This window comes from Pseudomonas koreensis, from assembly GCF_024169245.1.
In the GTDB taxonomy this organism is placed as follows: Bacteria; Pseudomonadota; Gammaproteobacteria; order Pseudomonadales; family Pseudomonadaceae; genus Aquipseudomonas; species Aquipseudomonas koreensis_F.
This window is the reverse complement of sequence record NZ_JALJWP010000001.1, coordinates 220,297-245,168: the sequence shown is the minus strand read 5'-3', so window position 1 is coordinate 245,168 and position 24,872 is coordinate 220,297. Positions and strand designations below refer to the sequence as shown.

23 protein-coding genes, 2 pseudogenes and 1 riboswitch are annotated in these 24,872 nt (G+C 60.5%); of the genes and pseudogenes, 15 read left to right on the top strand and 10 right to left on the bottom strand.

Annotation, left to right across the window (positions count from 1 at the left end; translation table 11 throughout):
- Positions 1-2: 2 nt before the first annotated feature.
- On the bottom strand, positions 3-641 hold the full coding sequence (gene upp, locus J2Y90_RS01085) for a uracil phosphoribosyltransferase (RefSeq protein ID WP_024014279.1): 639 nt from the start codon (positions 639-641) through the stop codon (positions 3-5).
- A 165-nt stretch (positions 642-806) separates the two neighbouring features.
- On the opposite strand from upp, the gene J2Y90_RS01080 reads away from it, so the two are divergent.
- The 3 genes from J2Y90_RS01080 (at position 807) to J2Y90_RS01070 (ending at position 2,330) form a co-directional block, all read left to right on the top strand.
- On the top strand, positions 807-1,364 hold the full coding sequence (locus J2Y90_RS01080) for a hypoxanthine-guanine phosphoribosyltransferase (protein ID WP_016773231.1): 558 nt from the start codon (positions 807-809) through the stop codon (positions 1,362-1,364).
- A gap of 135 nt (positions 1,365-1,499) precedes the next feature.
- Entirely contained in the window at positions 1,500-1,979 is a 480-nt protein-coding gene (locus J2Y90_RS01075; RefSeq protein WP_253495832.1) for a hypothetical protein, read from the top strand.
- A gap of 63 nt (positions 1,980-2,042) precedes the next feature.
- Positions 2,043-2,330, top strand: coding sequence for a PA4642 family protein (locus J2Y90_RS01070; protein ID WP_253495830.1), 288 nt, complete (start codon positions 2,043-2,045; stop codon positions 2,328-2,330).
- A gap of 139 nt (positions 2,331-2,469) precedes the next feature.
- On the opposite strand, the gene mqo is transcribed toward J2Y90_RS01070, so the two are convergent.
- Entirely contained in the window at positions 2,470-3,978 is a 1,509-nt protein-coding gene (gene mqo / locus J2Y90_RS01065; RefSeq protein WP_064362137.1) for a malate dehydrogenase (quinone), read from the bottom strand.
- Positions 3,979-4,681: 703 nt separating this feature from the next.
- The gene (locus J2Y90_RS01060; RefSeq protein WP_064362138.1) at positions 4,682-4,915 is read right to left on the bottom strand and encodes a hypothetical protein; all 234 of its coding nucleotides are present in this window, start codon (positions 4,913-4,915) and stop codon (positions 4,682-4,684) included.
- A 205-nt stretch (positions 4,916-5,120) separates the two neighbouring features.
- On the opposite strand from J2Y90_RS01060, the gene J2Y90_RS01055 reads away from it, so the two are divergent.
- Positions 5,121-5,705 (top strand): YajG family lipoprotein, encoded by a 585-nt coding sequence (locus J2Y90_RS01055; protein WP_039761315.1) that lies wholly within the window; start codon positions 5,121-5,123, stop codon positions 5,703-5,705.
- Between the two features lie 242 nt (positions 5,706-5,947).
- Here the strand turns inward: J2Y90_RS01055 and J2Y90_RS01050 are convergent, their stop codons facing one another.
- Complete coding sequence (locus J2Y90_RS01050; protein ID WP_016770662.1) at positions 5,948-6,154, bottom strand: hypothetical protein; 207 nt, start codon at positions 6,152-6,154, stop codon at positions 5,948-5,950.
- A gap of 193 nt (positions 6,155-6,347) precedes the next feature.
- Here J2Y90_RS01050 and J2Y90_RS01045 point away from each other — a divergent pair, with 193 nt between their 5' ends.
- Positions 6,348-6,626, top strand: a complete 279-nt coding sequence (locus J2Y90_RS01045) for a hypothetical protein (RefSeq protein ID WP_064362140.1) — start codon at positions 6,348-6,350, stop codon at positions 6,624-6,626.
- 90 nt (positions 6,627-6,716) lie between these two features.
- Here the strand turns inward: J2Y90_RS01045 and J2Y90_RS01040 are convergent, their stop codons facing one another.
- Positions 6,717-7,880, bottom strand: a complete 1,164-nt coding sequence (locus tag J2Y90_RS01040) for a 1-acyl-sn-glycerol-3-phosphate acyltransferase (RefSeq protein ID WP_253495828.1) — start codon at positions 7,878-7,880, stop codon at positions 6,717-6,719.
- Between the two features lie 141 nt (positions 7,881-8,021).
- Between J2Y90_RS01040 and J2Y90_RS01035 the strand changes: the two genes are divergently transcribed.
- Genes J2Y90_RS01035 through J2Y90_RS01025 form a run of 3 tightly spaced genes read left to right on the top strand, consistent with a single transcriptional unit; the run spans position 8,022 to position 9,133 of the window.
- Positions 8,022-8,204, top strand: a complete 183-nt coding sequence (locus J2Y90_RS01035) for a CPXCG motif-containing cysteine-rich protein (RefSeq protein ID WP_253495826.1) — start codon at positions 8,022-8,024, stop codon at positions 8,202-8,204.
- Between the two features lie 9 nt (positions 8,205-8,213).
- Entirely contained in the window at positions 8,214-8,474 is a 261-nt protein-coding gene (locus tag J2Y90_RS01030) for a putative signal transducing protein (RefSeq protein WP_253495824.1), read from the top strand.
- Positions 8,475-8,509: 35 nt separating this feature from the next.
- Positions 8,510-9,133 carry an SOS response-associated peptidase gene (locus tag J2Y90_RS01025; protein ID WP_253495822.1) on the top strand — a complete coding sequence of 208 codons (624 nt, stop codon included), beginning with the start codon at positions 8,510-8,512 and terminating at the stop codon, positions 9,131-9,133.
- Positions 9,134-9,338: 205 nt separating this feature from the next.
- On the opposite strand, the gene J2Y90_RS26685 is transcribed toward J2Y90_RS01025, so the two are convergent.
- Both J2Y90_RS26685 and J2Y90_RS26680 read right to left on the bottom strand, forming a co-directional pair.
- On the bottom strand, positions 9,339-10,082 hold the full coding sequence (locus tag J2Y90_RS26685; RefSeq protein ID WP_430981869.1) for a methyl-accepting chemotaxis protein: 744 nt from the start codon (positions 10,080-10,082) through the stop codon (positions 9,339-9,341).
- A gap of 111 nt (positions 10,083-10,193) precedes the next feature.
- Positions 10,194-10,391 (bottom strand): annotated as a pseudogene (locus J2Y90_RS26680) (HAMP domain-containing protein); the annotation flags it as partial.
- A 1,342-nt stretch (positions 10,392-11,733) separates the two neighbouring features.
- Between J2Y90_RS26680 and J2Y90_RS01015 the strand changes: the two are divergent.
- Positions 11,734-12,552: a M48 family metallopeptidase gene (locus tag J2Y90_RS01015; RefSeq protein ID WP_253495818.1), complete on the top strand. Its 819-nt coding sequence runs from the start codon at positions 11,734-11,736 to the stop codon at positions 12,550-12,552.
- A 140-nt stretch (positions 12,553-12,692) separates the two neighbouring features.
- Here J2Y90_RS01015 and J2Y90_RS01010 read toward each other — a convergent pair whose 3' ends face one another.
- From J2Y90_RS01010 to J2Y90_RS01000, 3 genes are all read right to left on the bottom strand, one after another.
- Entirely contained in the window at positions 12,693-13,277 is a 585-nt protein-coding gene (locus tag J2Y90_RS01010) for a TMEM165/GDT1 family protein (RefSeq protein ID WP_042609731.1), read from the bottom strand.
- An 88-nt stretch (positions 13,278-13,365) separates the two neighbouring features.
- Positions 13,366-13,490: riboswitch (yybP-ykoY riboswitch) on the bottom strand.
- A 39-nt stretch (positions 13,491-13,529) separates the two neighbouring features.
- On the bottom strand, positions 13,530-14,528 hold the full coding sequence (locus J2Y90_RS01005) for a class I SAM-dependent methyltransferase (protein WP_253495816.1): 999 nt from the start codon (positions 14,526-14,528) through the stop codon (positions 13,530-13,532).
- Between the two features lie 32 nt (positions 14,529-14,560).
- Positions 14,561-15,526, bottom strand: a complete 966-nt coding sequence (locus J2Y90_RS01000) for a 2-hydroxyacid dehydrogenase (protein WP_253495814.1) — start codon at positions 15,524-15,526, stop codon at positions 14,561-14,563.
- Between the two features lie 81 nt (positions 15,527-15,607).
- Between J2Y90_RS01000 and J2Y90_RS26675 the strand changes: the two are divergent.
- From J2Y90_RS26675 to J2Y90_RS00975, 6 genes and pseudogenes are all read left to right on the top strand, one after another.
- Positions 15,608-15,712 (top strand): annotated as a pseudogene (locus tag J2Y90_RS26675) (metal ABC transporter ATP-binding protein); the annotation flags it as partial.
- A gap of 54 nt (positions 15,713-15,766) precedes the next feature.
- Positions 15,767-16,396 carry a LysE family translocator gene (locus J2Y90_RS00995; protein WP_253495812.1) on the top strand — a complete coding sequence of 210 codons (630 nt, stop codon included), beginning with the start codon at positions 15,767-15,769 and terminating at the stop codon, positions 16,394-16,396.
- Positions 16,397-16,661: 265 nt separating this feature from the next.
- On the top strand, positions 16,662-18,344 hold the full coding sequence (locus tag J2Y90_RS00990) for a fatty acid--CoA ligase (RefSeq protein WP_064362151.1): 1,683 nt from the start codon (positions 16,662-16,664) through the stop codon (positions 18,342-18,344).
- A 337-nt stretch (positions 18,345-18,681) separates the two neighbouring features.
- Positions 18,682-20,571 carry a DUF1302 domain-containing protein gene (locus tag J2Y90_RS00985; protein ID WP_253495810.1) on the top strand — a complete coding sequence of 630 codons (1,890 nt, stop codon included), beginning with the start codon at positions 18,682-18,684 and terminating at the stop codon, positions 20,569-20,571.
- Positions 20,572-20,593: 22 nt separating this feature from the next.
- Positions 20,594-21,958, top strand: coding sequence for a DUF1329 domain-containing protein (locus tag J2Y90_RS00980; protein ID WP_253495808.1), 1,365 nt, complete (start codon positions 20,594-20,596; stop codon positions 21,956-21,958).
- Positions 21,959-22,133: 175 nt separating this feature from the next.
- Positions 22,134-24,869, top strand: a complete 2,736-nt coding sequence (locus J2Y90_RS00975; protein ID WP_253495806.1) for a LuxR C-terminal-related transcriptional regulator — start codon at positions 22,134-22,136, stop codon at positions 24,867-24,869.
- Positions 24,870-24,872: the final 3 nt, after the last annotated feature.

Sequence of the window (24,872 nt, the reverse complement as noted above, 5' to 3'; positions counted from 1 at the left end):
GGTTACGCGTCCTTCTGCTTGGTGCCGAAGATCTTGTCACCGGCGTCGCCAAGCCCAGGAATGATGTAGCCGTGCTCGTTCAAGCGCTCATCGATGGACGCGGTGTAGATGGTCACGTCCGGGTGCGCCTGTTCTACGGCGGCGATGCCTTCCGGCGCGGCGACCAGCACCATGGCGCGGATGTCGCGGCAACCGGCCTTCTTCAGCAGGTCGATGGTGGCAACCATGGAGCTGCCGGTGGCGAGCATCGGATCGATGATCATCGCCAGACGTTCGTCGATTTCCGGTACCAGTTTTTCCAGATACGTGTGCGCTTGCAGGGTTTCTTCGTTGCGGGCCACGCCCACAGCAGAGACCTTGGCACCCGGGATCAGGCTGAGCACGCCTTCGAGCATGCCGATACCGGCACGCAGGATCGGCACGACGGTGATCTTCTTGCCGGCGATCTTCTCCACCGACACGGTGCCGCACCAGCCAGCGATGTCGTAGGATTCGAGCGGCAGATCTTTTGTAGCTTCATAGGTCAACAGGGCGCCGACTTCCTGAGCGAGCTCGCGGAAATTCTTGGTGCTGATGTCAGCGCGGCGCATCAGGCCGAGTTTATGACGGATCAGCGGATGGCGGATCTCGAGGATGGGCATGGGAAAGGCTCCGGCGGCGGGCAAAAAAACCGGCCTAGATTAATCTATCCGAGGGTGATGTCCTATAGGACATTCTGTACGTTAGTCCATAAGAGCTTGATTCGACCTCGCGGGATGCGTACCTTTGCCCGCTTTTCCAATTCCGCCAACCCCCTGGAGAGCGCCATGTCCGCTGATCTCGAGCATATCCGTCAAATCATGCGAGAGGCTGACTGCCTGTACACCGAGTCTGAAGTCGAGGCGGCCATCGCCCGCGTCGGTGCACAAATCAACGAACAACTGGCTGACAGCAATCCGGTGGTGTTCTGCGTGATGAACGGCGGCCTGATCTTCTCCGGCAAACTGCTGACGCATCTGCAATTCCCGCTGGAAGCGTCCTACCTGCACGCGACCCGTTATCGCAACGAAACCAGCGGCGGCGATCTGTTCTGGAAAGCCAAGCCGGAAGTCTCGTTCATCGACCGTGACGTGCTGATCATCGACGACATCCTCGACGAAGGTCACACCCTGGGCGCGATCATCGACTTCTGCAAACACGCCGGCGCACGCAAAGTGCACACCGCCGTGCTGATCGACAAGGATCACGACCGCAAGGCACGCCCTGACCTGAAAGCCGATTTCGTCGGCCTGCCGTGCATCGACCGTTACATCTTCGGTTACGGCATGGACTACAAAGGTTACTGGCGCAATGCCAACGGGATTTACGCCGTTAAAGGCATGTAAGCAAGATCAAAAGATCGCAGCCTTCGGCAGCTCCTACATGGGATTGATGTACACCCTGTAGGAGCTGCGGAACGCTGCGATCTTTTGCTTTTAATCCCATGCTAGAGTGCCCGGCCCCGCCCTCCGGAGTCTGTCATGCGCCTCTTGATCCGCAGCCTCGCCGCCTTGTTGCTGTCCCTCAGCTTGCCACTGTCCGCCGCGCCGATGCACAGCCAGTTCCTGCCGCCGGACGATCTGACCGTGCGCGATGCCGAGCCCGAGCAGCAGCAACTCATGCAGGTCAGCGAGTATTCGGTGGTGGTCGGTGCGCAGCGTCAGTCCAATCAGCAGCCGATTCCGGTCACTTCATCTTTGTTGATCCGCCTCAAAGGCAAGTCGCTGAACAAAGGCGCGAGCATTTCTCAGGTGCTGGTGAGTTTCGACGGCGAAAGCAAAAGCCTGAAAAAACCGGTCTACGACGAAAAAAGCAAAACCCTGACGCTGTTCTATCCATTGGCGCAATACCGCGTGGTGATGGATCTGCTGCGCAATGACACGGTATATGTGCAGTTCCTCAGTTACGCCAACGGCCACATCTGGGCGGATTTGCACACCGGGGCGATTCGTCCGCGTTGAGCCGGGCGGTCGGGCAGGGGTAAACTGCCCGCCCCGTGTCATGTCTGCGAGCTGGAGTCGGCAATGCGTAAAGATAAGAAACAAGTGATTGGTGACGAGATCGGCGATGAGCAGATCAAGCTGTTCCTCGATTTTGAGCCGGTCGACGCCACTTCGCCGTCGCTGCACAAACTGATCAAGGCCTATCGCGGTTTGCGCATCGATGATTTCGAGCGTTTTCTGGGGTTCTTCGTTGCGGCCGGTTATGACCTTGATGGCAAGGACGAGCAGGGCAAGACCTTCGTTGATCTGATCGCCGATCAGCGCAACGCCCCGGACTACATCGAGCTGATCGATAAAGTTCGCGGTTAAGATCAAAAGATCGCAGCCTTCGGCAGCTCCTACACGGGGTTTGCGTTTAATCTGTAGGAGCTGCCGAAGGCTGCGATCTTTTGCTTCTGAAAGACATAAAAAAAACGCCCCGAATGGGGCGTTTTTTCATGCGGCGCGATCAAGCAAAACTTGGCGTCTCGCTGCTTTCCTCAACCAGTTCCAGGGCGATGTTGTTCTGCGTGTTGATCTTGCGATACAGCGCAGCATCGGTTTCCAGAACCTTTTCACGGGCCGGGAAGATTTCTGCCAGTTTAGCGGCCCACTCGCCGGACGCCTTGCCCGGGAAGCACTTCTCGATCAGCTCGAGCATGATCGAAACGGTCACCGACGCGCCCGGCGATGCGCCAAGCAGGGCGGCGAGGGAGCCGTCTTTCGCCGCGACCAACTCGGTACCGAACTGCAGGATGCCACCCTTTTTCGGGTCCTTCTTGATGATCTGCACTCGTTGGCCGGCCACTTCCAGGCGCCAGTCTTCGGCTTTCGCCTGCGGGTAGAAGCGGCGCAGGGATTCCAGACGCTGCTCCATCGACTGCATCACTTCGCTGACCAGGTACTTGGTCAGGTCCATGTTGTTTTTTGCCACCGCCAGCATCGGCCCGATGTTGCCGGCGCGCACCGACATCGGCAGGTCCATGAAGGAGCCGTGCTTGAGGAACTTGGTGGTGAAACCGGCGTATGGCCCGAACAGCAGGGATTTCTTGCCGTCGACGACGCGGGTGTCGAGGTGCGGCACCGACATCGGTGGCGAACCCACGGCCGCCTGGCTGTAGACCTTGGCCTGGTGGTGCTTGACCACTTCCGGATTATCGCAACGCAGCCACTGGCCGCTGATCGGAAAGCCGCCGAAGCCTTTGCTTTCTTCGATGCCCGAAGCCTGCAGCAACGGCAGGGCTGCGCCACCGGCACCGAGGAAGACAAATTTGGCATCGACTTCGCGGGTGTTGCCGTTGTTGACGTCCTTGATGCTGACGGTCCAGCCGGCGCCGTTACGCTTGAGGCCAGTCACGCGCTTGCAGTATTTGACCTGGGTATCCGGGGCGCTGCTCAGGTGCTTGAGCAACTGATTGGTCAGGGCGCCGAAGTTGACGTCAGTGCCGTTCATCACGCGGGTGGCGGCGAGGACTTCGTCTGGCGAGCGGCCCGGCATCATCAGCGGCATCCACTCGGCCATTTTGCCTTTGTCTTCGGTGTACTCCATGTCGGCAAACGCGTGGTGCTTGCTCAGGACATTGAAGCGTTCCTTGAGGAACGACACACCGCTCTCGCCCTGAACGAAACTCAGGTGCGGCACCGGGCTGATGAAGGATTTGCACGAGCCGAACGTGCCTTTTTTGGTGAGGTACGACCAGAACTGCTTCGACACCTCGAACTGGGTGTTGATGTGCACGGCTTTCTTGATGTCGACGCTGCCGTCGGCGGCCTGCGGCGTGTAGTTCAGCTCGCACAGGCCGGCGTGGCCGGTACCGGCGTTGTTCCACGGATTGGAACTCTCGGCAGCACCGGAATCCATCAGCTCGACGACTTCCAGCTTGATCGCGGGGTCGAGCTCTTTGAGCAGTACGGCCAGGGTGGCACTCATGATGCCCGCCCCTACCAGAACTACGTCGACTGCTTCGTTATGCGCCATTTAACGCGTCTCCCAAATCTGCAGCACCAAATTGTCGGCATGGCTGCCAGGCGTTCCAGGGCAGGTCAGTGGGCCCGGGCTATCCATGGTCAGGTTGGCCATGTCCGAATCTTCGCAATTTTTCGCAACTTCGACGGATGCGTGCGGCCTGGTTTCAAGCGTTCCATGAACGCATTTTCGCCCAGGGCTGGCAATTCGACTTATGGTCGAGACATCCGTTTTCGTGCAACCAAATCCGTAGCGGACAGGCTTCAGGCTCCGGTATTCGAGGTATACCCGGTCCTGTGTCGTTGGGCTGTTTCAGACGCTAATGGTGCATGTTCAGACGCAAAACTATTCATTTGCTCGCCACACTCTTGTGAAGTTGTGAAAACCCGTTTTTTTCACGCTCTTTTGAAGACGTGAACCTCAAAAAGGGCTGCCTTGGCCTGGCACCTGCCCGCAAGGGCAAAACAACGCGGTGGCCGAGCGAATGACAGCTCTGCAGATTCGCGAAAAGCGGGGTTTTGCCGGAAGAACAGGCAAGCGCGCCAACTTCACTCGATCTGTGTGGGCGGCTCTCTGTGGGCGATTTTGATGTCGATGCATGCGCATTGACGCTGTTGCGGGGCCCGATCAGGAGACGTCCTTATAATCGGGGGGAGATTGTAGCGAAGAAATGCGCGCAGTTGCTCGTGTTTAATGACTTTTATTAGGCATCCGGTCAGATGCTCAACTGCACCTGACCCCGTGCGCGCATTTGTCGCGGTACGACCCGCGCGCTGGCGGGCAATGGCTGGTGCAGCCAGGTCAGGCGGATTTCTTCGATTTCCACCCAACCGTCACCCATCGGTTGCAGGCTGCACTGCTTGAAGGCCTGGCAGTGGCCGTTGCGGTCGAGCAGGGCAAAGCTGCGATGCAGCGGGCGCGGGGCGAACAGCGAGATCAGATAACGCATGGCAGAGTTCCTTGAAGGAGGACTGCTGTGAAGCTTGCCGGTGGGCCGTGACGTCGCGGTGTATGGACGGTGAAGAATGTGTGACAGGAACCGCTTTCGGCGGGGTTGGTCAGACATTGCAGTATTCACTGTGCGGCGCTGGTTACGCGCAGTGGCCCACCGCTATACTGCCGGCCTGTTTGTGCCTGATTCTGGAGAGAAGAGCATGTTGCAACGCCTGTTGTTCGGTTTGATCACTGTCGCCGGTTTGACCCTCGCCGGCTGCGCCCACAGCCCGCAACAACTGAATCCGGAGCCAAAGCTGACCACGCAATTGCCAGCGGTCGGTCGCGGCCAGCCTGTCATCGTGCGTGTGGTCGACGGTCGTCCGTCGCCGACCCTCGGTACCCGTGGCGGTCTGTATCCGGAAACCAGCGCCATCACCGTGCAGCGCGAGCAGATCCTGCCGAAGCTGCAGGCCCAGGCCGAAGCTGCCGTACGTCTGCTCGGCTTCACCCCGACCACCAGCGCACCTAACGCGCCGCAGCTGACCGTGACCCTGGCCGAGCTGAAATACCAGTCGCCGAAAGAAGGCATGTACGTGACCGAAGCCACCATCGGCGCGACCTTCCGCTCCGACGTGCAGAACGCCAACCGCCGCTACAGCGGCCGCTACGGTGCGTCGCTGGACCAGCGCTTCGGCATGGCGCCGAATCAGGAAACCAATACCAAACTGGTCAGCGATGTATTGAGCGATGCGTTGACCCGTCTGTTCAAGGATCCGACGGTGGGTCAGGTGCTCGCTGAGTAATTTTCGGCGGATGTGAAAAAGCCCGGGATCAGCGATGAGCCCGGGCTTTTTTGTGGGATCTGAAATCTTACCCCCTCACCCCAGCCCTCTCCCCCAAGGGGGCGAGGGGGAAAGGGAGCCGATTTGCGTTGTTCTTGAGATCTACATTCATCTCGGGCTTTCAGGTCGATGAGCCTCGACCAAACACCACGGTCAGTCCCCTCTCCCTCCGGGAGAGGGTTAGGGTGAGGGTGCTTTTGCTTTTAGGCAGCCTGTGAATAAAAGTCGAGAACGCTGACACCCGTCAGCAAGTCAGTCTCAGGCAAATCCGCATGCTGATGCCCGCCCAGCGCGCAATACACCAGCCAGTGCCGGTCCTGAACATTGAAGGCAAGGCTGCCCACCAGACTTTGCTGGTCGTCGTATGGGGTGATGAGATACAGGCGATCCTGGTTTTCCGCGTGCAGCATGTCGCATTCCATTCGGGTTTCGAGGCGCGCAGGGTGAAGCATCCACGTGACGATGCCATGACACAGGACAGCCATCGGTCGATTGTCAGGTTATTTGTCGCAAAGGCTGGGGCAGAGCCTTGGGGTTTGGGTAGAATCCGCGCCGCGGTCGTCGGTCTGGCGTCTGCCACACCGGTTAAGTTAGAGGTCTGTGATGTCGCTGCACTTGATGACGCTGTTTACCGCCCATCCCGCCAAGTTGATCAATCTACTGGCCTTGCTGCTGGCTTTTCCGGGCAGTTGGCTGCTGCACGCGACCCGCCGCCGTGAGCAACGCGCCCAGGCCAGTCTCGCCGCCCAGCGCCAGGCGCAGCCGAATGCCGAGCCGATGCTCGATTGGGCAACGTTGCGCATGAACCGGTTCTTCTATCGTTTCGGTTTTGCCTGCCTGGGGCTTGCGTTGCTGGTGTCCTGGATCAGCACGCGCTTCTGAAAGCAAAAGATCGCAGCCTTCGGCGGCTCCTACACGAATCCGATGTAGGAGCTGCCGAAGGCTGCGATCTTTTGATCCTGCTGCAAATAATTAAAGCGGCAACCCAGCCTTGACCCGATACTGATTGCGCACCGGCGTCGCGTATTGCAGCACCAGATACGGGCGATGCTCAGCGGGACAGGCGTCCAGTCGGCTCTGCCACTCATCCTGCGCCTTGGCCAATTCGTCAGCCGGGAACACCTCGGCCGCCTTCGGCACGTTCAGTTGCGGATCGGCATCCGCCCACTGCGCGTACGCCAGGTAATGCACCGGGAACAACCGGTAACCGCCGAGAATCTGCTTGTCCATCTCGATCGCCAATTGCTTGGTGTCTTCGAAGACCTCGGTGATCGGCGCGGCAAAGTTCACGTGCACCCGGCCCTTGTAGCCAGTGATGCCTTTGGCAATGCTCACGTCATCCTCGCCCGGCGCCTTGGCGTAGGTGCCGGTGGTGGCGCGGATGTACAGTTCGCGGGCCTTGGCCTGATCGCACGGGTCGTACTCATAGCTGATCGACACTGGCGTCACGTTCAACGAACGGATCACTTCGCCGAACGGCTCGTCCTTGCGGCTCATGTGGAACATCTTGAGGATCGCCGACTCGGTGCGGTCGTCGCCGTCCTTCGCCCGACCTTCAGCCTGAGCAATCCAGATCGACGCGCAATCGTTGCGGATCGAGTGATTGATGTACGCCGACAGCAATTGATACGCAGCCATTTTCTCGCGACGGCCGGTGATCGAACGGTGGACGATGAAGCTCTTGTTCAAGCGCATCAGGTCGCTGACAAACGGCTTCTGCAGCAGGTTGTCGCCAATCGCGATGCGCGGCGTCGGCAGGCCGGCGTGGTACACCGCGTAGTTGACGAAGGCCGGGTCCATGACGATGTCGCGGTGGTTGGCGATGAACAGGTAGGCGCTGCCGGACTTGAACTGCTCGACACCGGTATACGTCACGCCATCGGTGGCGCGCTCGATGGTGTGGTCGACGTAGAACTCGACTTTGTCCTGTAAGGTAGCCACGGAATCCACGTCGGCAAACTCACGACGCAGCCGATGGGCTATAAGAGGTTTGAGCATCCAGCCGAAGGCACCGGCAAAACGCGGGAAGCGGAAGTGGGTGAGGATATCTAGAAACGCCTTGTCGCCGAGCAGCCTTGCCAGTACCGCAGGTACTTCGCTGTCGTCGTAAGGTCGGATGGCATCGAATTCGCCCATCATGCTCTCTTGTTGGAAACGGCTAGGGTAAGTAAAGGGTTTGATCGAAAACCCGCGGGGCACGGTCTGAAAAGTAGTCAGACAAAAATTGCCCTGCAAATAGACCGGCGATTATACGCACAAGTCACTTGGGAGACCGCGATGCTGGAAGCCGCTGAGTATCAATGTCCGTATTGTGGGGAAGTGGTTGAAACATCCGTGGACCTGTCCGGTGGCGATCAGACTTATATTGAGGACTGTCAGGTGTGCTGCCGGCCGATCACCTTTGTTCTGCAGGTGCACGGTGAGGACTGGTTTCTCGAAGTCTTCAGCGAAAACGAGTGAGGGCCGCGTATGCAGCGCATCTACGAACCGGCGAACCTGATGGAAGGCGAGATGCTCAAGGGCATGCTCGCCAATGAAGGGATCGAGGCGCACCTGATCGGCCGTGATCTGGTGGGCGGTACGGGGGAACTGCCGATCTTCGGCCTGCTCGGGTTGTCGGTGGACAACGACCAGGCCGAATACGCCCGCGAGCTGATCAATGCGTACAATGCCGCGCTGCCGCTGCCCGGCGACGAACCGGAGAGCTTCCCCGGGACGCTGGTCTGTTAGGCTGACGTTCGTTTGATCAAGAGTCGTGTTGCCCCATGTGTGGACGTTATGCCCTGTTTCGCTGGAACCGCGACTTCGCGGCCCTGCCAGGTTTTCCCGCCGATCAGCAGGCGCAGTGGAACATTTCCCCCAATGATTCGGTGTTGATGCTGCGTGCCGACGAAGACGGCCAGCGCACGTTGGCCCGTGCGCGCTGGGGCCTGACACCGCCGTGGCTGACCGATCTGTCGAAAACCCCGGCCCATGCCCGCGCCGAAACCGTGGCCGAGCAGCCGATGTTTCGTGAGGCCCTGCGTCTGCGTCGCTGCCTGCTGCCCGCCAACGGTTTTTACGAATGGCGCGGCACCCAGCGCAAGCGCCCGTATTGGCTGACGCCGGGGGAGGGCTCGTCGTTGTTTTTCGCCGCGATCTGGGAAGCGTATCCGGTGCAGGAGCAGGTCTGGCTGAGCACGGCGGTGATCACTCAGTCGGCGGCGAGTCAGCGGCGGCCGTTGATTCTTGATGAAACCGGGCAAGCTGCCTGGCTGGATCCTGAAACGCCGCTGCATGTGTTGCAGGGGTTGCTCGCCAGTGAACCGACGGCGCTGCGTGAGCGGGTGTTGGCGAATCTGGTGAATGATCCGAAGCTCAATGGGCCGGAGTGTTTGACCCCGGCTTAAGGCATTTAGATCAAAAGCCCCTCACCCCAGCCCTCTCCCGGAGGGAGAGGGGGCCGACCGAGGTGTCTCGCGTCAGACATCGACCTGAAAGAACCAGTCGATTATGGATTCAGCGAGGACCTGCGGGTCGACGGACTTTTGAAGCATCCCCCAATCGGTCCCCTCTCCCTCCGGGAGAGGGCTAGGGTGAGGGGCTCTTGATTTTTCAGACCTTGAACTGATTGATCAACCGCCGCTGCTGTTCCGCCAGTTTGGTCAACCCGGCGCTCGCCGAACTCGACTCATCCGCACCGCCGGCCACTTCATTCGCTACCTGACCGATATTGATCACATTGCGATTGATGTCATCGGCCACTGCGCTCTGCTCCTCAGCGGCGCTGGCAATCTGCGTATTCATATCGTTGATCACCGACACCGCCTGAGTGATCGTCTCCAAGGCCTCGGCCGCTTTTGCCGCGTGCTGAACGCTTTCGTCGGTGCGGTTCTGACTGTCTTCCATAACCCGCACCACATCGCGGGTGCCTTGTTGCAGTTGCTGGATCATCGTCTGAATTTCTTCAGTGGCTTTCTGGGTTTTCTGCGCCAGATTGCGCACTTCGTCGGCGACCACCGCAAAACCGCGGCCCTGCTCGCCGGCCCGCGCGGCCTCGATCGCCGCGTTCAAAGCCAGCAGATTGGTCTGCTCGGCGATCCCGCGAATGGCGGTGAGGATGGCGTTGATGTTTTCGCTGTCCTTGGCCAGCGTCTGCACCACGTCGACAGCCTTGCCGATTTCCACCGCCAGTACGCCGATCGAATTCGAGGTGTCGCGGACGATCTGCATGCCCTGGCTGGCGGCCTGATCGGCGTGGCTTGCAGCTTGTGCCGCCTGGGTGGCGTTGCGTGCGACGTCCTGGGCGGTGGCGGTCATTTCCTGCACGGCGGTGGCCACCTGATCGATTTCGGCCATTTGCTTCTGCACGCCGATGTTGGTGCGGATGGCGATGTCGGCGGTGTGTTCCGAGGAATCGCTGACGCTCTGCACCGAGCTCACTACTTGCGTAATCATCGCCTGCAACTTGGCGAGGAAGGTGTTGAAGCCTTTGGCAATCGAGCCCAGTTCGTCGCTGCGATCACTGCTCAAACGCCGGGTCAGATCACCTTCGCCCTGGGCGATGTCATCGAGCATGGCGACCATTTGCTTGAGTGGCCGGGCAATGCCGTGGCCCACCAGCCAGATCACCAGCAGACCGATGCCGGCGATGATCAGGCCGACCATGGCCATGCCGAAGGTGTCGGATTTGCGTCGGGCATCGAGGTCGGCCTGCAGGGTTCGCAGGTCGGCCATCACGGCGTTGAGCGGCAATTGCAGCATCAACGTCCAGCGTGCGTCGGTCTGACCGATGCCGAACGGCAGGTACAGCTCTATGCGGCCCTTGGCCTGATTGACCGAGTAAGTCACCTCGTCGCGCTTGAGGTTGGCCAGGTTGCTGGTTTGTTCGGCATCGAGAATGTCGCTGACTTTTTCGCCGAATTTGCTCGAATCCTTGGTGTAGGCAACGATCCGCCCGTTGCCGCCGACCAGCGCCATTTCCCCTGCACCGCTGTAAAGCTTCTGGTTGGCGGCGAGGAGCATGTCCTGAATGAAGTTCACCGAGAGGTCGGCGCCGACGATGCCCTGGAACGCGCCGTTGACCATGATCGGTTCGATAAACGAGGCGAGCATGACGATTTTGTCGCCGACCTTGTACGGTGCCGGGTCGATCACGCAGGGTTTCTTCGTCTCTTTCGAGCAGAGGTAGTACTCGCTGGCGCGCACGCCGGTGGACAGGGTTTTCTGATCGTCGACATCGGCCAGTTTGTCCACGCCCAGGCTGCCGTCGGTATTGCGGAACCACCACGGCAGGAAGCGTCCGTTGGCCGGATCGATGCCGACCACGGCGCTGCCGACGTAGGCCGCGTCATTGTGGTCCAGTGCGTTTTTCTCCCAGCCGATGTAGGTGCCGAGAATTTTCGGATTCTTTTCGACGTTTTCCTTGATCAGGCTGATCAACTGTTCGCGGCTTACGCTCAGCCGCGGCTGGCCATCGGTGCCTGGCGTGCCGAGCAGAGCATTGACCCGTACCAGGCCGCCGGCGATCAGCAGCGGCGCTTCGAGTTCGCGCTGGATCTGGCTGACCTGCGTCTGCGCCAGCGAGGTCAGGCGCTGCTCGATCACTTGCTCGAACTGCGCCTGGGTACGCTGTTGCACCATTTCTTGAGTGCGAGCGCCGGAGAACAGCGCGTACAGCACCAGCGCCGCGACCACGCTGAGAACGATGGCGCCGGCCAGGGCGGCGACGGAAAACTGGATCGACTTGAACTTCATGGGAGCTCCGCACGCAAGAGGACTGTCTGCGAGGGATTTATCGGCGGCACGCGCGGGGCCATGAGAGACGTTGGTCGGAATCGCCGCGCGATGTCGCTGATGGATCGGTGCGCGGCGGATTCAATGCGCGTTGAGGAATTTCCAGCCAGTCTTGCGGCCATAGGTGAATGGCCGCGCAATGCGTCCGTTGTATCTGGCGCCAATACGATTAGCCGCCTAGGATACGCCTCAGGTTTTCAGGGAGCTCTTTTGAATGAACAAGACATTGGTTACAAGTGCACTGAGCGCAGCGCTGTTGCTGGCCGGTTGTCAGTCGGTCAACACCACCAGCGGCGGTGCCGTGGGCGTGGAGCGCAAGCAGTACATGTTCAGCATGCTGTCCTCGCAAGAGGTCGACCAGATGTACGCGCAGTCGTATCAGAAAACCGTCGGCGAGGCGTCGAGCAAAGGTGTGCTGGACAAGACCAGCCCGGAAGCCAAGCGCGTGCAGACCATCGCCAATCGCTTGATCGCCCAGGCGCCGACCTTCCGCCCGGACGCGGCGCAGTGGCAATGGGAAGTCAATCTGATCAAGAGCGATGAGCTCAACGCCAACTGCGGTCCTGGCGGCAAGATCATTTTCTACACCGGGCTGATCGACAGCCTGAAACTCACCGACGACGAAATTGCCGCGGTCATGGGCCATGAAATCGCCCACGCCCTGCGCGAGCACGGTCGTGAGGCGATGTCCAAGGCGTATGGTATGGAGATGGCCAAGCAGGGCGCCGGAGCTTTGTTCGGTCTGGGTCAGGACAGCCTGGCGCTGGCCGACACCGTGGCCAACTACGGCATGACCCTGCCCAACAGCCGCGCCAACGAAAACGAAGCCGACCTGATCGGCCTGGAACTGGCCGCCCGCGCCGGTTACAACCCGAACGCGGCGATCACCCTGTGGGACAAGATGAGCAAGGCTTCGGAAGGCTCGCCTCCAGAGTTCATGAGCACTCACCCGGCCTCGACCAGCCGGATTGCCGCGTTGCAGGCAGCGATTCCGAAGGTGATGCCACTTTACGAAAAAGCCCCGAAATCCTGAGTCGATGATCGTTCCCACGCTCTGCGTGGGAATGCCTCAAGGGACGCTCCGCGTTCCAATGGGACGCGGAGCGTCCCCGGCTGCATTCCCACGCAGAGCGTGGGAACGATCGGCGCGATCGGCGTAAGCTTGCAGCTGGTTCAAACCCAGCCGCTGCTTTGCATTGCTTTATAGACCGCAACAATCGCCAGAATCATGAACGCCGAAGCCGCGAGGCGGCGAATCAGGGTCAGTGGCAGTTTGTCTGCGGCGAAATTACCCGCCAGTACCACCGGCACGTTGGCAATCAACATGCCCACGGTGGTGCCGATGATCACCAGCCACAGTTCCGGATATTGCGCGGCGAGCATCACCGTAGCGATCTGGGTCTTGTCGCCGATTTCGGCGAGGAAGAACGCGATCAGCGTAGTCAGGAACGGCCCGAACTTGCGCGCCGTGCTGGCTTCGTCATCATCCATTTTGTCCGGGACCAGGGTCCACAGTGCCGTGGCAGCGAAGCTGGCGGCGAGGATCCAGTGCAGCACGGCGTCGGAGAAGAAACTGCCGAACCAGGCACCTACCGCACCGGCTGCTGCGTGGTTGGCCAGCGTCGCGGCGACAATCCCGGCAATGATCGGCCAGGGTTTGCGAAAGCGAGCGGCGAGAATCAGCGCGAGCAGTTGCGTCTTGTCGCCGATTTCGGCCAAGGCAACGATTGCGGTGGGAACGAGTAACGAGTCCAGCATCAGGGATTTCCTAAGGGGCGGGTCGACACGGCTATGACACGTACAGCCTTCCCGCCCCGGGTAAGGTGTGCGTGTCATAGGTCTTGTCAAACCCTGCGATCCGTCTGCTGCGGACGCTTGGGTCGCATACGCCATGATCTGAGGATCAAGTATGTTGACGTATGCCGGACGAGCTTGGCGCTCGTGGGAGACTACTCCCCTAGGACGGAGCGGATTCTGCCTAGGCAAATCCGATTGGGCAAGAACAAATTTTCAACCGCGCTTGGCCCGGTAAATCCGAAAACCATTGCCTTCAGCCTTGATCGCGCAAATGCCCAAGTGCTCCTCGATCAGCGGTTGATACTTGAGGAAGCTGTTCGCCACGAGGCGCAGTTCGCCACCGTTTTTCAGATGTTTGGCCGCTTTTCGCAGCAGATTCTCAGTGGCGAAATAATCGGTGTGCACGCCAACATGGAATGGCGGATTGCTCAGAATCGCGCTCAAACCCATCGGTGCGGCGTCGATGCCATCACCGGTCAGGACGTCCGCCTCCAGGCCGTTGGCGGCCAGGGTCAGACGACTGCTGGCGGCGGCGAACGCGTCGACATCGAGCAAGGTCACCTGATTGTGCGGATAGCGACGTTTAACCGAAGCCCCCAGCACACCCGCGCCGCAACCGAAGTCGAGCAGATGGCCGCTCGGCAGTTTGTCCAGATGCTCCAGGAGCAGGGCGCTGCCGCGATCCAGCCGACCGTGGCTGAACACGCCCGGCAGGCTGATGACTTTCAGCGGGCCCTCGGTCAGAGGCAGTTCGTACGTCTGCGCGAGACTTTCCAGCGTTTTCGCCTCTGGCGCATTGGCCACGGTGACTTGCCAGAGCTGGCAGTGACGGGCGCTATCGAGTTTGCGCGGCTTGCCGAACGGGTTGAGCTGTTTCGACGCGCCTTCGATGCCGCTGCGTTTTTCCCCGACCAGAAACACTTCACGCCCGGCCAGACGCGATGCCACGGCGTTGAGGATGTAATCGGTCAGGTCCTTGGATTTGGGCAGGAACACCACAGCGCTGTCGAACTCGCGGTCCGGGACATTCACGCCGAAATGGCTGCGGCCTTCGAAACGTGCATCCAGCGCGGCTTGATCGCCAGCGTGCCAGCACCAGCCGAACGCGTTGGGCAGGCGTCCGAGCAAATCATCGGCGGGCAGGCCGGCCAACAACAGCGAACCCTGGAATAACTCGGCCTGACGAAGCAGTACTTCACTGCGCGGATCCATAACTGCTCCTTGAAAAAAAGTGCCGCAGTTTATCAACTGACGACCCGCAGCGCCTCACCGCTGAAGAACGCTTCGGCGTTTTCGCTCAGCTGGCCGACGATACGCTGGCGTGCCTCGCGACTGCCCCAGGCGTTGTGCGGGGTGACGATCAGGCGCGGAATATCGCCGGCAAGCAGCGGATTGCCTTGGGTCGGGGGTTCGACACTCAACACATCGGTGGCGGCGCCGCCGAGGTGACCGCTGCGCAAAGCGTCGGCCAGCGCCTGCTCATCGATCAGGCCGCCACGAGCGGTATTGACCACAAATGCGCCGGGCTTCATCGAAGCCAGTTCGCGGGCGCCGATGAAATGCCGGGTGTGCTCGTTGAGCGGGCAGTGCAGGGTCAGGGCGTCGATCTGCGGTAGCAGTTCATTCAGCGGCAAACGATCCGGCCGCGCCGGGCGCCCGGGAATCTGCCCGAGCAACACGCGCATACCGAACGCTTCGGCCAACCGCGCCACGGCGCCACCGAGTTCGCCATGCCCGAGCAGGCCGAGGGTTTTGCCTTGCAGTTCGACGATCAGGTAGTCGAGCAGGCAGAACTGTTTCGCCTGTTGCCAGCGGCCTGCGCCCACAGCTTTCTGATAGTCGGCCAGGCGCGTGGCGAGGTTGAGCAACAGCATGATCGTGTGTTGCGCCACCGACGGCGTGCCATAAGCCTGGCAATTGCACACGGTGATGCCGTGAGCGCGAGCGGCGGCGAGGTCGACGTTGTTGGTGCCGGTGGCGCTGATCAGGATCAGTTTCAGTTGCGGGTTGGCGGCCATGGCGGCTGAATCGATCACGACTTTGTTGGTGATCGCCACATCGGCGCGTTGCAGGCGTTCGCTGACCTGCTCCGGCAACGTCTGGGCGAACAGCTGTAGATCACTGAAGCATTCACGCAACGGACCGAGGTCCAGATCGCCAAGATCCAGCGAAGGGTGATCAAGGAATACCGCACGGTGCGTGTTCGTCATCAACTGTACCTTTTGTGCTGTGAGCGGAGGGCGTACTCTGCCGAGCCTACCAGATGAAACAATTGGTTACTCGACACCGCAATGCCTCGGACACTTGTGGGAGCGAGCCTGCTCGCGAAAGCCTTGTCACATTCAACAGCTTTGTTGACTGACCCACCGCATTCGCGAGCAAGCTCGCTCCCACAGGGAAAGCATTCGGCAATGAGCCCAGTTTGAACAATCGAATTCTGAGGAGCCCCCATGTACTGGACCGAGTTCTTGACCGTTGCGCTGATCCATCTGCTCGCCGTCGCCAGCCCCGGCCCGGACTTTGCCGTGGTCGTGCGCGAGAGCGTGACCCACGGGCGCCGCGCCGGCACCTGGACCGCGCTGGGCGTGGGCTCGGCGATATTCCTGCATGTCGGCTATTCGTTGCTCGGCATCGGTCTGATCGTGTCGCAATCGATCGTGCTGTTCAACGCGCTGAAGTGGGCGGCAGCGGCTTACTTGCTGTACATCGGCTTCAAGGCCTTGCGCGCGCAACCGGCGAAAACCGTCACTGATGACCTGCAAAAGGAAGCTGGCGTGCGTACCGCGAGGGGTGCGTTCACCTCGGGCTTCGTCACCAACGGCCTGAACCCGAAAGCCACGCTGTTTTTCCTCTCGCTGTTCACCGTGGTGATCAACCCGCACACGCCGCTGGCCGTGCAGGCCGGTTACGGGGTGTACCTGGCGGTGGCGACGGCGATCTGGTTTTGCCTGGTGGCGATGCTGTTCAGCCAGCAGCGCGTGCGCGCCGGCTTCGCCCGCATGGGCCACTGGTTCGACCGCACCATGGGCGCGGTGCTGATTGCTCTCGGCGTGAAAATCGCGTTTACCGAGATGCATTGAGAACTGGAACACATCAATCTCTGTGGGAGCGAGCCTGCTCGCGAAAGCGCTAGTCCGGTCACGAAAATGTCGACTGACCCGACGCCTTCGCGAGCAAGCTCGCTCCCACAGGTCGTGTTTTCTTCAAATTCGGCCCGCAATGCTGGCGCAAAGCTAGCACTTATACGGCTCTGCAAATCATTCCTTTGGCTGATTTGACTGTCATGCAGGCGCACTAGAGTACGAATCTCTCCGCCAACACCGTGCAGTCAGAAAAGGGATTCTTATGTTGCAGACTCGGGTCATTCCGCCGGCCGATGGGGCCTACCAGTATCCATTGCTGATCAAACGGCTGCTGATGTCCGGCGCCCGTTACGAGAAAACCCGCGAAATCATCTACCGCGACCAGTTGCGCTACAGCTATCCGACCCTGATCGAGCGCGTTGCGCGGCTGGCCAACGTGCTGACGGCAGCCGGGGTCAAGGCCGGTGACACCGTGGCGGTGATGGATTGGGACAGCCATCGTTACCTGGAATGCATGTTCGCCATTCCGATGATCGGCGCGGTGATCCACACCATCAACGTGCGTCTGTCACCGGAGCAAATCCTCTACACCATGAATCACGCCGAGGACCGCTTCGTGCTGGTCAACAGCGAATTCGTCGGGCTCTACCAGGCCATCGCGCCGCAGCTGACCACGGTGGAGAAAACCCTGCTGCTGACCGATCTCCCAGAGAAAACCGCGGAGCTGCCCAACCTCGTCGGCGAATACGAGCAACTGCTGGCCGCTGCGAGTGCGCAATACGATTTCCAGGACTTCGACGAAAACTCGGTTGCCACTACGTTCTACACCACGGGCACCACCGGCAACCCGAAAGGGGTGTACTTCACCCATCGACAACTGGTGCTGCACACCATCGGTGTGGCGACGATCATGGGTTCGATCGACAGCGTGCGCCTGCTCGGCACCAACGATGTGTACATGCCGATCACGCCGATGTTCCACGTCCACGCCTGGGGATTGCCGTACGTGGCGACCATGCTCGGGCTCAAGCAGGTCTATCCGGGGCGCTACGATCCGGAATATCTGGTCGAGTTGTGGCGCAAGGAGAAGGTCACCTTTTCCCACTGCGTGCCGACCATTCTGCAAATGCTGCTCAACGCCAAAGCCGCGCAGGATGCCGACTTCGGCGGCTGGAAGATTGTCATCGGCGGCAGCGCGCTCAATCGCAGCCTGTATGAAAACGCCAAGGCGCGCGGCATTCAGCTGACGGCCGCGTACGGCATGTCGGAAACCGGGCCGCTGGTGTCCTGCGCGCACCTCAACGATGAATTGATGGCCGGGACTGAAGACGAGCGCACCACGTATCGGATCAAGGCCGGCGTTCCAGGGCCTCTCGTCGAAGCGGCGATTGTCGACGGCGAGGGCAACTTCCTCCCGGCCGACGGCGAAACCCAGGGCGAACTGGTACTGCGCGCGCCATGGCTGACCGAAGGCTACTTCAATGAACCGCAGAAGGGCGCCGAACTCTGGGCCGGCGGCTGGCTGCACACCGGCGACGTCGCCACGCTCGACAGCATGGGCGTGATCGATATTCGCGACCGCATCAAGGACGTGATCAAGACCGGCGGCGAGTGGATCTCCTCCCTCGACCTCGAAGACCTGATCAGCCGGCATGCGGCGGTACGCGAAGTAGCAGTGGTGGGCATCGCCGATCCGCAGTGGGGCGAGCGCCCGTTTGCCTTGCTGGTGGTGCGCGAAGGGCAGGTGATCGGCGCGCGTGAGCTCAAGGAACACCTCAAGCCGTTCGTCGAGCTGGGGCACCTGAGCAAGTGGGCGATCCCCAGCCAGATTGCCCTTGTTACCGAAATTCCCAAGACCAGTGTCGGCAAGCTCGACAAGAAGCGCATCCGCCTCGACATCACCGAGTGGCAGGCCAATAACAGCACCTTCCTTTCGACACTTTGAGTGCCTGCTGGCGCGCCGAAACCGGCGCGCCAGACCCCCCAAGCAAGCGCTTGGCTTGTGAAATCGAAAAAATCAGCCATCCTTGCCGTGCCGACTTGTGTCGGACTGGCGAAAGGACTGTTCCAGAGTGGTTGGCGGCTGCAAATCACACTTTAGAGGGATCAAGCACTACCACCCGCTGGCTATAGTCCGCTCAAGGACTTTTTGAAAACGGAGCACACGCACTGATCGGGGCGAGCAACTCTGGAACGATTTCGGGCAGCCCTGGCGCCCGGTCCTCCACAGCGTTTTTGAAAGTACTCACTGCCATAACAATAATGCACATGGAGTAGCGTCGATGACCTCAGCAAACCAGTTCTGGCGCCGGGCGAAACTGCCTCTGGCGGTCAGTCTTGCCTCCTCGCTCGCCGGGCCTGCATTCGGCGTCAGTTTCAACGTCGGTGAAATCGAAGGCCAGTTCGACTCGTCCCTGTCGATTGGTGCCAGTTGGTCCACGCAGAGCCCGAACAAGAACCTCATCGGCGTCAACAATGGCGGCCATGGCCTGTCACAGACCTCCGATGACGGTCACGCCAACTTCAAAAGCGGCGAAACCTTTTCGAAGATCTTCAAGGGTATCCATGACCTTGAACTGAAATACGGCGACACCGGCGTATTCGTCCGGGGCAAATACTGGTACGACTTTGAACTGAAGGACGAGAGCCGCCAGTTCAAAGACATCAGCGACAGCAACCGCAAAGAGGGCGCCAAGTCCTCCGGCGGGCAGATCCTCGACGCCTTCGTCTACCACAACTACGCGATTGCCGATCAGCCGGGTTCCGTGCGTCTGGGCAAGCAGGTGGTGAGCTGGGGTGAAAGTACCTTCATCGGCGGCGGCATCAACTCGATCAACCCGATCGACGTGTCCGCGTTCCGTCGTCCGGGTGCCGAAATCAAGGAAGGCCTGATTCCGGTCAACATGTTCTACGTGTCTCAGAGCCTCACCGATAACCTCTCGGCCGAAGCGTTCTACCAACTGGAGTGGGACCAGACTGTCGTCGACAACTGCGGCACATTCTTCTCTCAGCCCGACATCATTGCGGACGGTTGCGACAACAACTTGCGCGTGCTGAACAAGCGTTCGCAGATTCCGGCGATTGCCCTGGGGCCTTTGGGGGCCAACGGCGTGAACGTCAACGAGGAGGGTGTGCTGGTGCGCCGTGGTCCGGACCGCGATGCTCGCGACAGCGGCCAGTACGGTGTGTCCTTCAAGTACATGTACGAACCGTTGGACACCGAGTTCGGTGCGTACTTCATGAATTACCACAGCCGTGCGCCGATCTTCAGCGCCACCGGTGCGCCGCAGTCGGTCTACAACACTGTCGCTGCACTGCCAGGACCGTTCCAGGCGCTGGGCCCGCTGCTGGTTGCGGGCAACTCCAATTACTTCGTCGAGTATCCGGAAGATATCCGCCTCTACGGCCTGAGCTTCTCCACCACCCTGCCTACCGGTACGGCGTGGAGCGGTGAGATCAGCTACCGTCCGAACGCTCCGGTGCAACTGAATTCGACCGATATCCTGTTTGCCGGCGTTCGCCCTTTGGGCGGTCCGTATGCCAATGCCTCGCTGCTCAACGGCGTGCCCGGCCAGGATCTGCACGGTTACGAGCGTAAGGAAATCACCCAGCTGCAGACCACGTTCACGCACTTTTTCGATCAGGTCATGGGCGCCAGCCGTATGACCCTGGTCGGCGAGGTCGGCATGACTTACGTGGGCGGGCTGGAAAGCCGATCCGAAAAACGGTATGGCCGTGACCCGGTCTATGGTCCGGGTGAATTGCCGGCCACCGGCACCACCAACACCTGCGTCAACATTCTCAACAACGGCACCATCAATGGCGCCGGGCCAGGCTCGCCACAGAACAACCGCAGCCGCAATTGCGACAACGACGGTTTCACCACCTCGATGTCCTGGGGCTACCGTGGTCGTGCCATCTGGGAATACAACGACGTGTTTGCCGGCGTGAACCTCAAGCCGAACGTGGCCTGGTCCCACGACGTCAGCGGTTACTCGCCAGGCCCTGGCGGCAACTTCGAGGAAGGTCGCAAAGCGGTCAGCCTGGGCGTCGATGCCGAATACCAGAACACCTACACCGCGAGCCTGGCCTACACCAATTTCTTCGACGGCAAGTACACCACCGTGGATGACCGCGACTTCGTGGCGCTCAGCTTCGGCGTGAACTTCTAAGCACTTCAGGACGAACGAATTTATGAAAATAACAAAGAGTCTGTTCCACGCCGGTGTTCTGGGCCTGTCGCTGCTGGCGAGCAGTGTCATGGCGGCGGTGCCTGCTGCCGAAGCGGATAAGCTGGGCAAGAGCCTGACGCCGATGGGCGCGGAAATGGCCGGTAATGCCGACGGTTCGATCCCTGCGTGGAAACCGTTGCCGAAAAATGCCGGCAGCGTCGACAGCAAGGGCTTCCTGTCCAACCCTTACGCCAGTGAGCAGCCGCTGTTCACCATCACTGCCAAGGATGTCGACAAGTACAAGGACAAGCTTGCCCCGGGCCAGTACGCGATGTTCAAGCGCTATCCGGAAACCTTCAAGATGCCGGTCTATCCGTCCCATCGCGGCGCCACCGTGCCGGATGACGTGTTCGCCGCCATCAAGAAGAACGCCACCAGCACCAATCTGGTGTCCGGCGGCAATGGTCTGGAAAACTTCGATACCGCCGTGCCGTTCCCGATCCCGAAAACCGGTGTGGAAGTGATCTGGAACCACATCACCCGCTATCGCGGTGGCAGCGTGACCCGTCTGGTGACCCAGGCCACGCCGCAACCGAACGGCTCGTACAGCCTGGTGTACTTCCAGGATCAGTTCGTGTTCCGCGACAAGATGAAGGACTACGATCCGGCGAACCCGGGCAACATCCTGTTCTACTTCAAGCAGAAAGTGACCGCGCCGGCGCGTCTGGCCGGTGGCGTACTGCTGGTGCACGAAACGCTGGACCAGGTCAAAGAGCCGCGTTCGGCGTGGGTCTACAACGCCGGTCAGCGTCGCGTGCGTCGCGCACCGCAAGTGTCGTATGACGGCCCGGGTACTGCGGCCGACGGCCTGCGTACCTCGGACAACCTCGACATGTACAACGGTGCGCCGGATCGTTACGACTGGAAGCTCGAAGGCAAGAAAGAGATGTACATCGCCTCCGACAGCTACAAACTCGACGATCCGAAGCTCAAGTACTCGGACATCATCAAGGCCGGCCACATCAACCAGGACCTGGCACGTTACGAGCTGCGCCGCGTCTGGCACGTAGTGGCGACCCTGAAAGAAGGTCAGCGCCACATCTACGCCAAGCGTGACTTCTACATCGACGAGGACACCTGGCAAGCCGCGGTGATCGACCACTACGACGGTCGTGGTCAGCTGTGGCGCGTAGCCGAGGCGCATGCCGAGAACTACTACGACAAGCAAGTGCCGTGGTACGCCCTCGAAACGCTCTACGACCTGCAGTCCGGCCGTTATCTGGCACTGGGCATGAAGAACGAAGAGAAGCAGGCGTATGACTTCGGCTTCACTGCCACCACCAGCGACTTCACCCCGGCCGCTCTGCGTCAGGACGGTGTTCGCTAAACCTGCGTAAACCGAGGCCGCATCCTCGTGAAAACGCCCCGACCGGTTCGGGGCGTTTTTGTGTCTGTAGCCTTTTTGTAGCCATTTGTAGCAGCAACCTTCATAACCGGTTCGATTAAGGCTAGGCTGCGGACATCTGCAACGCCGCCAACAGCAATTCGAACAAGAGCCGGCCATGACTGATCTGTCCCCACTTCCGGGTCCCGCAAGCATCACCGTCGCAGCACTGGACGGGCGTTTTTTCCGCCCGCCGCTGCCTGACGGCTATGTCCTGCGACCGCGCCTCTGCCAGCGTCTGCAGGCCGGGCTCGGTGGTCGGTTGCTGCTGGTCAGCGCCCCCGCCGGGTTCGGCAAGAGCTCGCTGGCGGTGGAGTTCTGTCAGAGCCTGCCGGCGCACTGGCAAAGTCTTTGGTTAGGCTTGAGTCCGCGAGACAGCGATCCGGGGCGTTTTCTTGAGCGCTTGCTTGAAGGTTTGCAGGATTATTTTCCGGCCTTGGGCGCCGGTGCTCTTGGCCTGCTGAAAATGCGTCAGCGTCATCAGCCGTTCGCATTTGAGGAGTGGCTCGACGGTCTGCTCGACGAACTGGCGCTGCACCTGGATCCTGCTGCACCGTTGCTGCTGGTACTCGACGATTATCACCTTGCCCAAGGGCCGGTGCTGGATCGTTGCTTGCAATTTTTCCTCAATCATCTGCCAGAAGGCTTGCTGGTGATGGTCACCAGTCGGCAGCGCCCGGACTGGCACCTGGCGCGTTTGCGCCTGTCCCGTCAGTTGCTCGAGCTGCACGAACAGGACTTGCGCCTCACCCACGACGAAGCCCTGACTTTGCTCGATCGCCACAGCAGCTCACTGCGCGGCGAGGCACTGGAAAGCCTGATCCAGCGCAGCGAAGGCTGGGTCGCCGGTCTGCGCTTCTGGTTGCTGGCGGTGGCCGAGGCGGGCAACGATTCAGCGCTGCCGCAAGCATTGAACGGCGGGGAAGGGCTGATTCGCGACTATCTGCTCGAAGAAGTCATCGATTGCCTGCCAGCCGAAGTGCAATCCTTTCTCTACGAAACTGCCCCTCAGGAACGCTTTTGCAGCGAGCTGTGCGATGCCGTCCGCGAAGCCCATGACAGCGCCGAGATCCTGCGCTTTCTGCTCGCCCATCAAGTGTTTCTGGTGCCGCTGGACGAGCACGGTCACTGGTATCGCTATCACCATTTGTTCTCTGACTTGCTGCGCAGCCGGCCGATCGCCCAGGCGATGGTGCCCACCGCCACCCTGCATTTGCGTGCCTGTCGCTGGTTCAATGCGCAGGGTTTGCTCGACGAAGCGGTGGAGCAGGCCTTGCGTGCCGGGCATCTCGACGTCGCGGCGAACCTGGTACAGAACCTGTCCGAAGAACAGCTGCTCGCCGAGCAGAACGTCGGCATGCTGCTGCGCTGGAAAATGGACTTGCCCGACAGCCTGCTGATCAGCACGCCTCGGCTGATCGTGCTCTACAGCTGGGCACTGGGGCTGGCCTGCCAGCTCGATGCCGCCGAAGAGTTGGCCAGCCATTTGAGCCGCTTCCTGCCGGCGCCTTCGGCCACGGCGCAAAAGTCGATGCTGGCGCAATGGCTGGCGCTGAGCGGGATCATCGCTCGCGGGCGCGGCCACCGCGAACTGACCCTGCGTTATTGCAGCGAAGCGCTGGAGAGCCTGCCGGCCAAGCGTTACGGCCAGCGCCTGATGTGTCTGTCGACCTTGTCCAATCTGGCGATCGCCGACGGTGATCTATGGCGCGCCCGTGGCCTGAACCGCGAATCCCTCGAGCTGGCGCAACGGGTCGGCAATCCATTATTCGAAGCGTTGGCGCATTACGACAGGGCGCGGGTTTTGCAATCGCGTGGCGAGATTCTGCGCGCGCTGGATGAAGTGCATCAGGGCCTGGAACGCCTTCGTGGTTTGTCGCCGCAACGCCTGTACGCCGTGCGCGCGCGGCTGACGCTTTATCAAGGTTTCCTGCTGGCGATGCGTTTGCAGCCGCAAGCGGCGCGCGTGCAGTTGTTGGCCGGGATCGGTGAAGCCCGTGCCTGTCGTGACATCAGCGTGCTGATCGGCCATTGCGTGATCGCTCGCCTCGACGGCGCCAACGGCGAATTCGCCAAGGCCTTCGCTGAACTCGCCGAAGCCGAACGCCTGATGCACATCTGGGACGTGCCGCCGATCTACTACCTGGCGATGATCACCTTGGTCAAATGCGAACTGTGGCTGGCCCAGGGCCGCACCGATCTGGCCGAAGCCTGGCTGGCGCGACTGGGCCAGACCTACACCGGCGAACGCGCTGCGGCACCACCGGAATTCCATCCGCAACTGCCGTTGCACGTCGAACTGCAACAGGCGCTACTGGATGTCATTCAGGGGCAGCCGATGCTCGCGGAAGGGCGTCTGAACGTGCTGCATGAAAACGGACAGCAAACCGGTCGCCAGTTGCTCAGCGTGATGGCGCTGACCCAGAAAGTCGCCTTGCTCTTGGGGGCGGCAGGGGAAGCGGAGGCGCGCAAAACGCTGGCGCTGGCGCTGGAGGCGGCTAGCGGAGGGGTTTTGCAGCCTTTCGATGCCTTGGTCAAGGCACATCCAGACTGGTTGCGCGGGCAATTGATGGCGGTCGCTCAGGCGCCTGTATGCCAGCAATTGCTGGAGCATTTTCCGCAGCCAGCGGCCCGGGTAATCGCTGAGATTTCAGCGACGGAACAGCTCAGTAGTCGGGAATTGGCAGTTCTGCGACTGATTGCCCAAGGCTGTTCGAATCAGGAAATCAGTGATCAGTTGTTCATTTCACTGCACACAGTGAAAACCCATGCCAGCCACATCAACAGCAAGCTGGGCGTGGAGCGACGTACCCAAGCAGTGGCGCGGGCCAAAGAACTGGGTGTGTTGGCATAACGG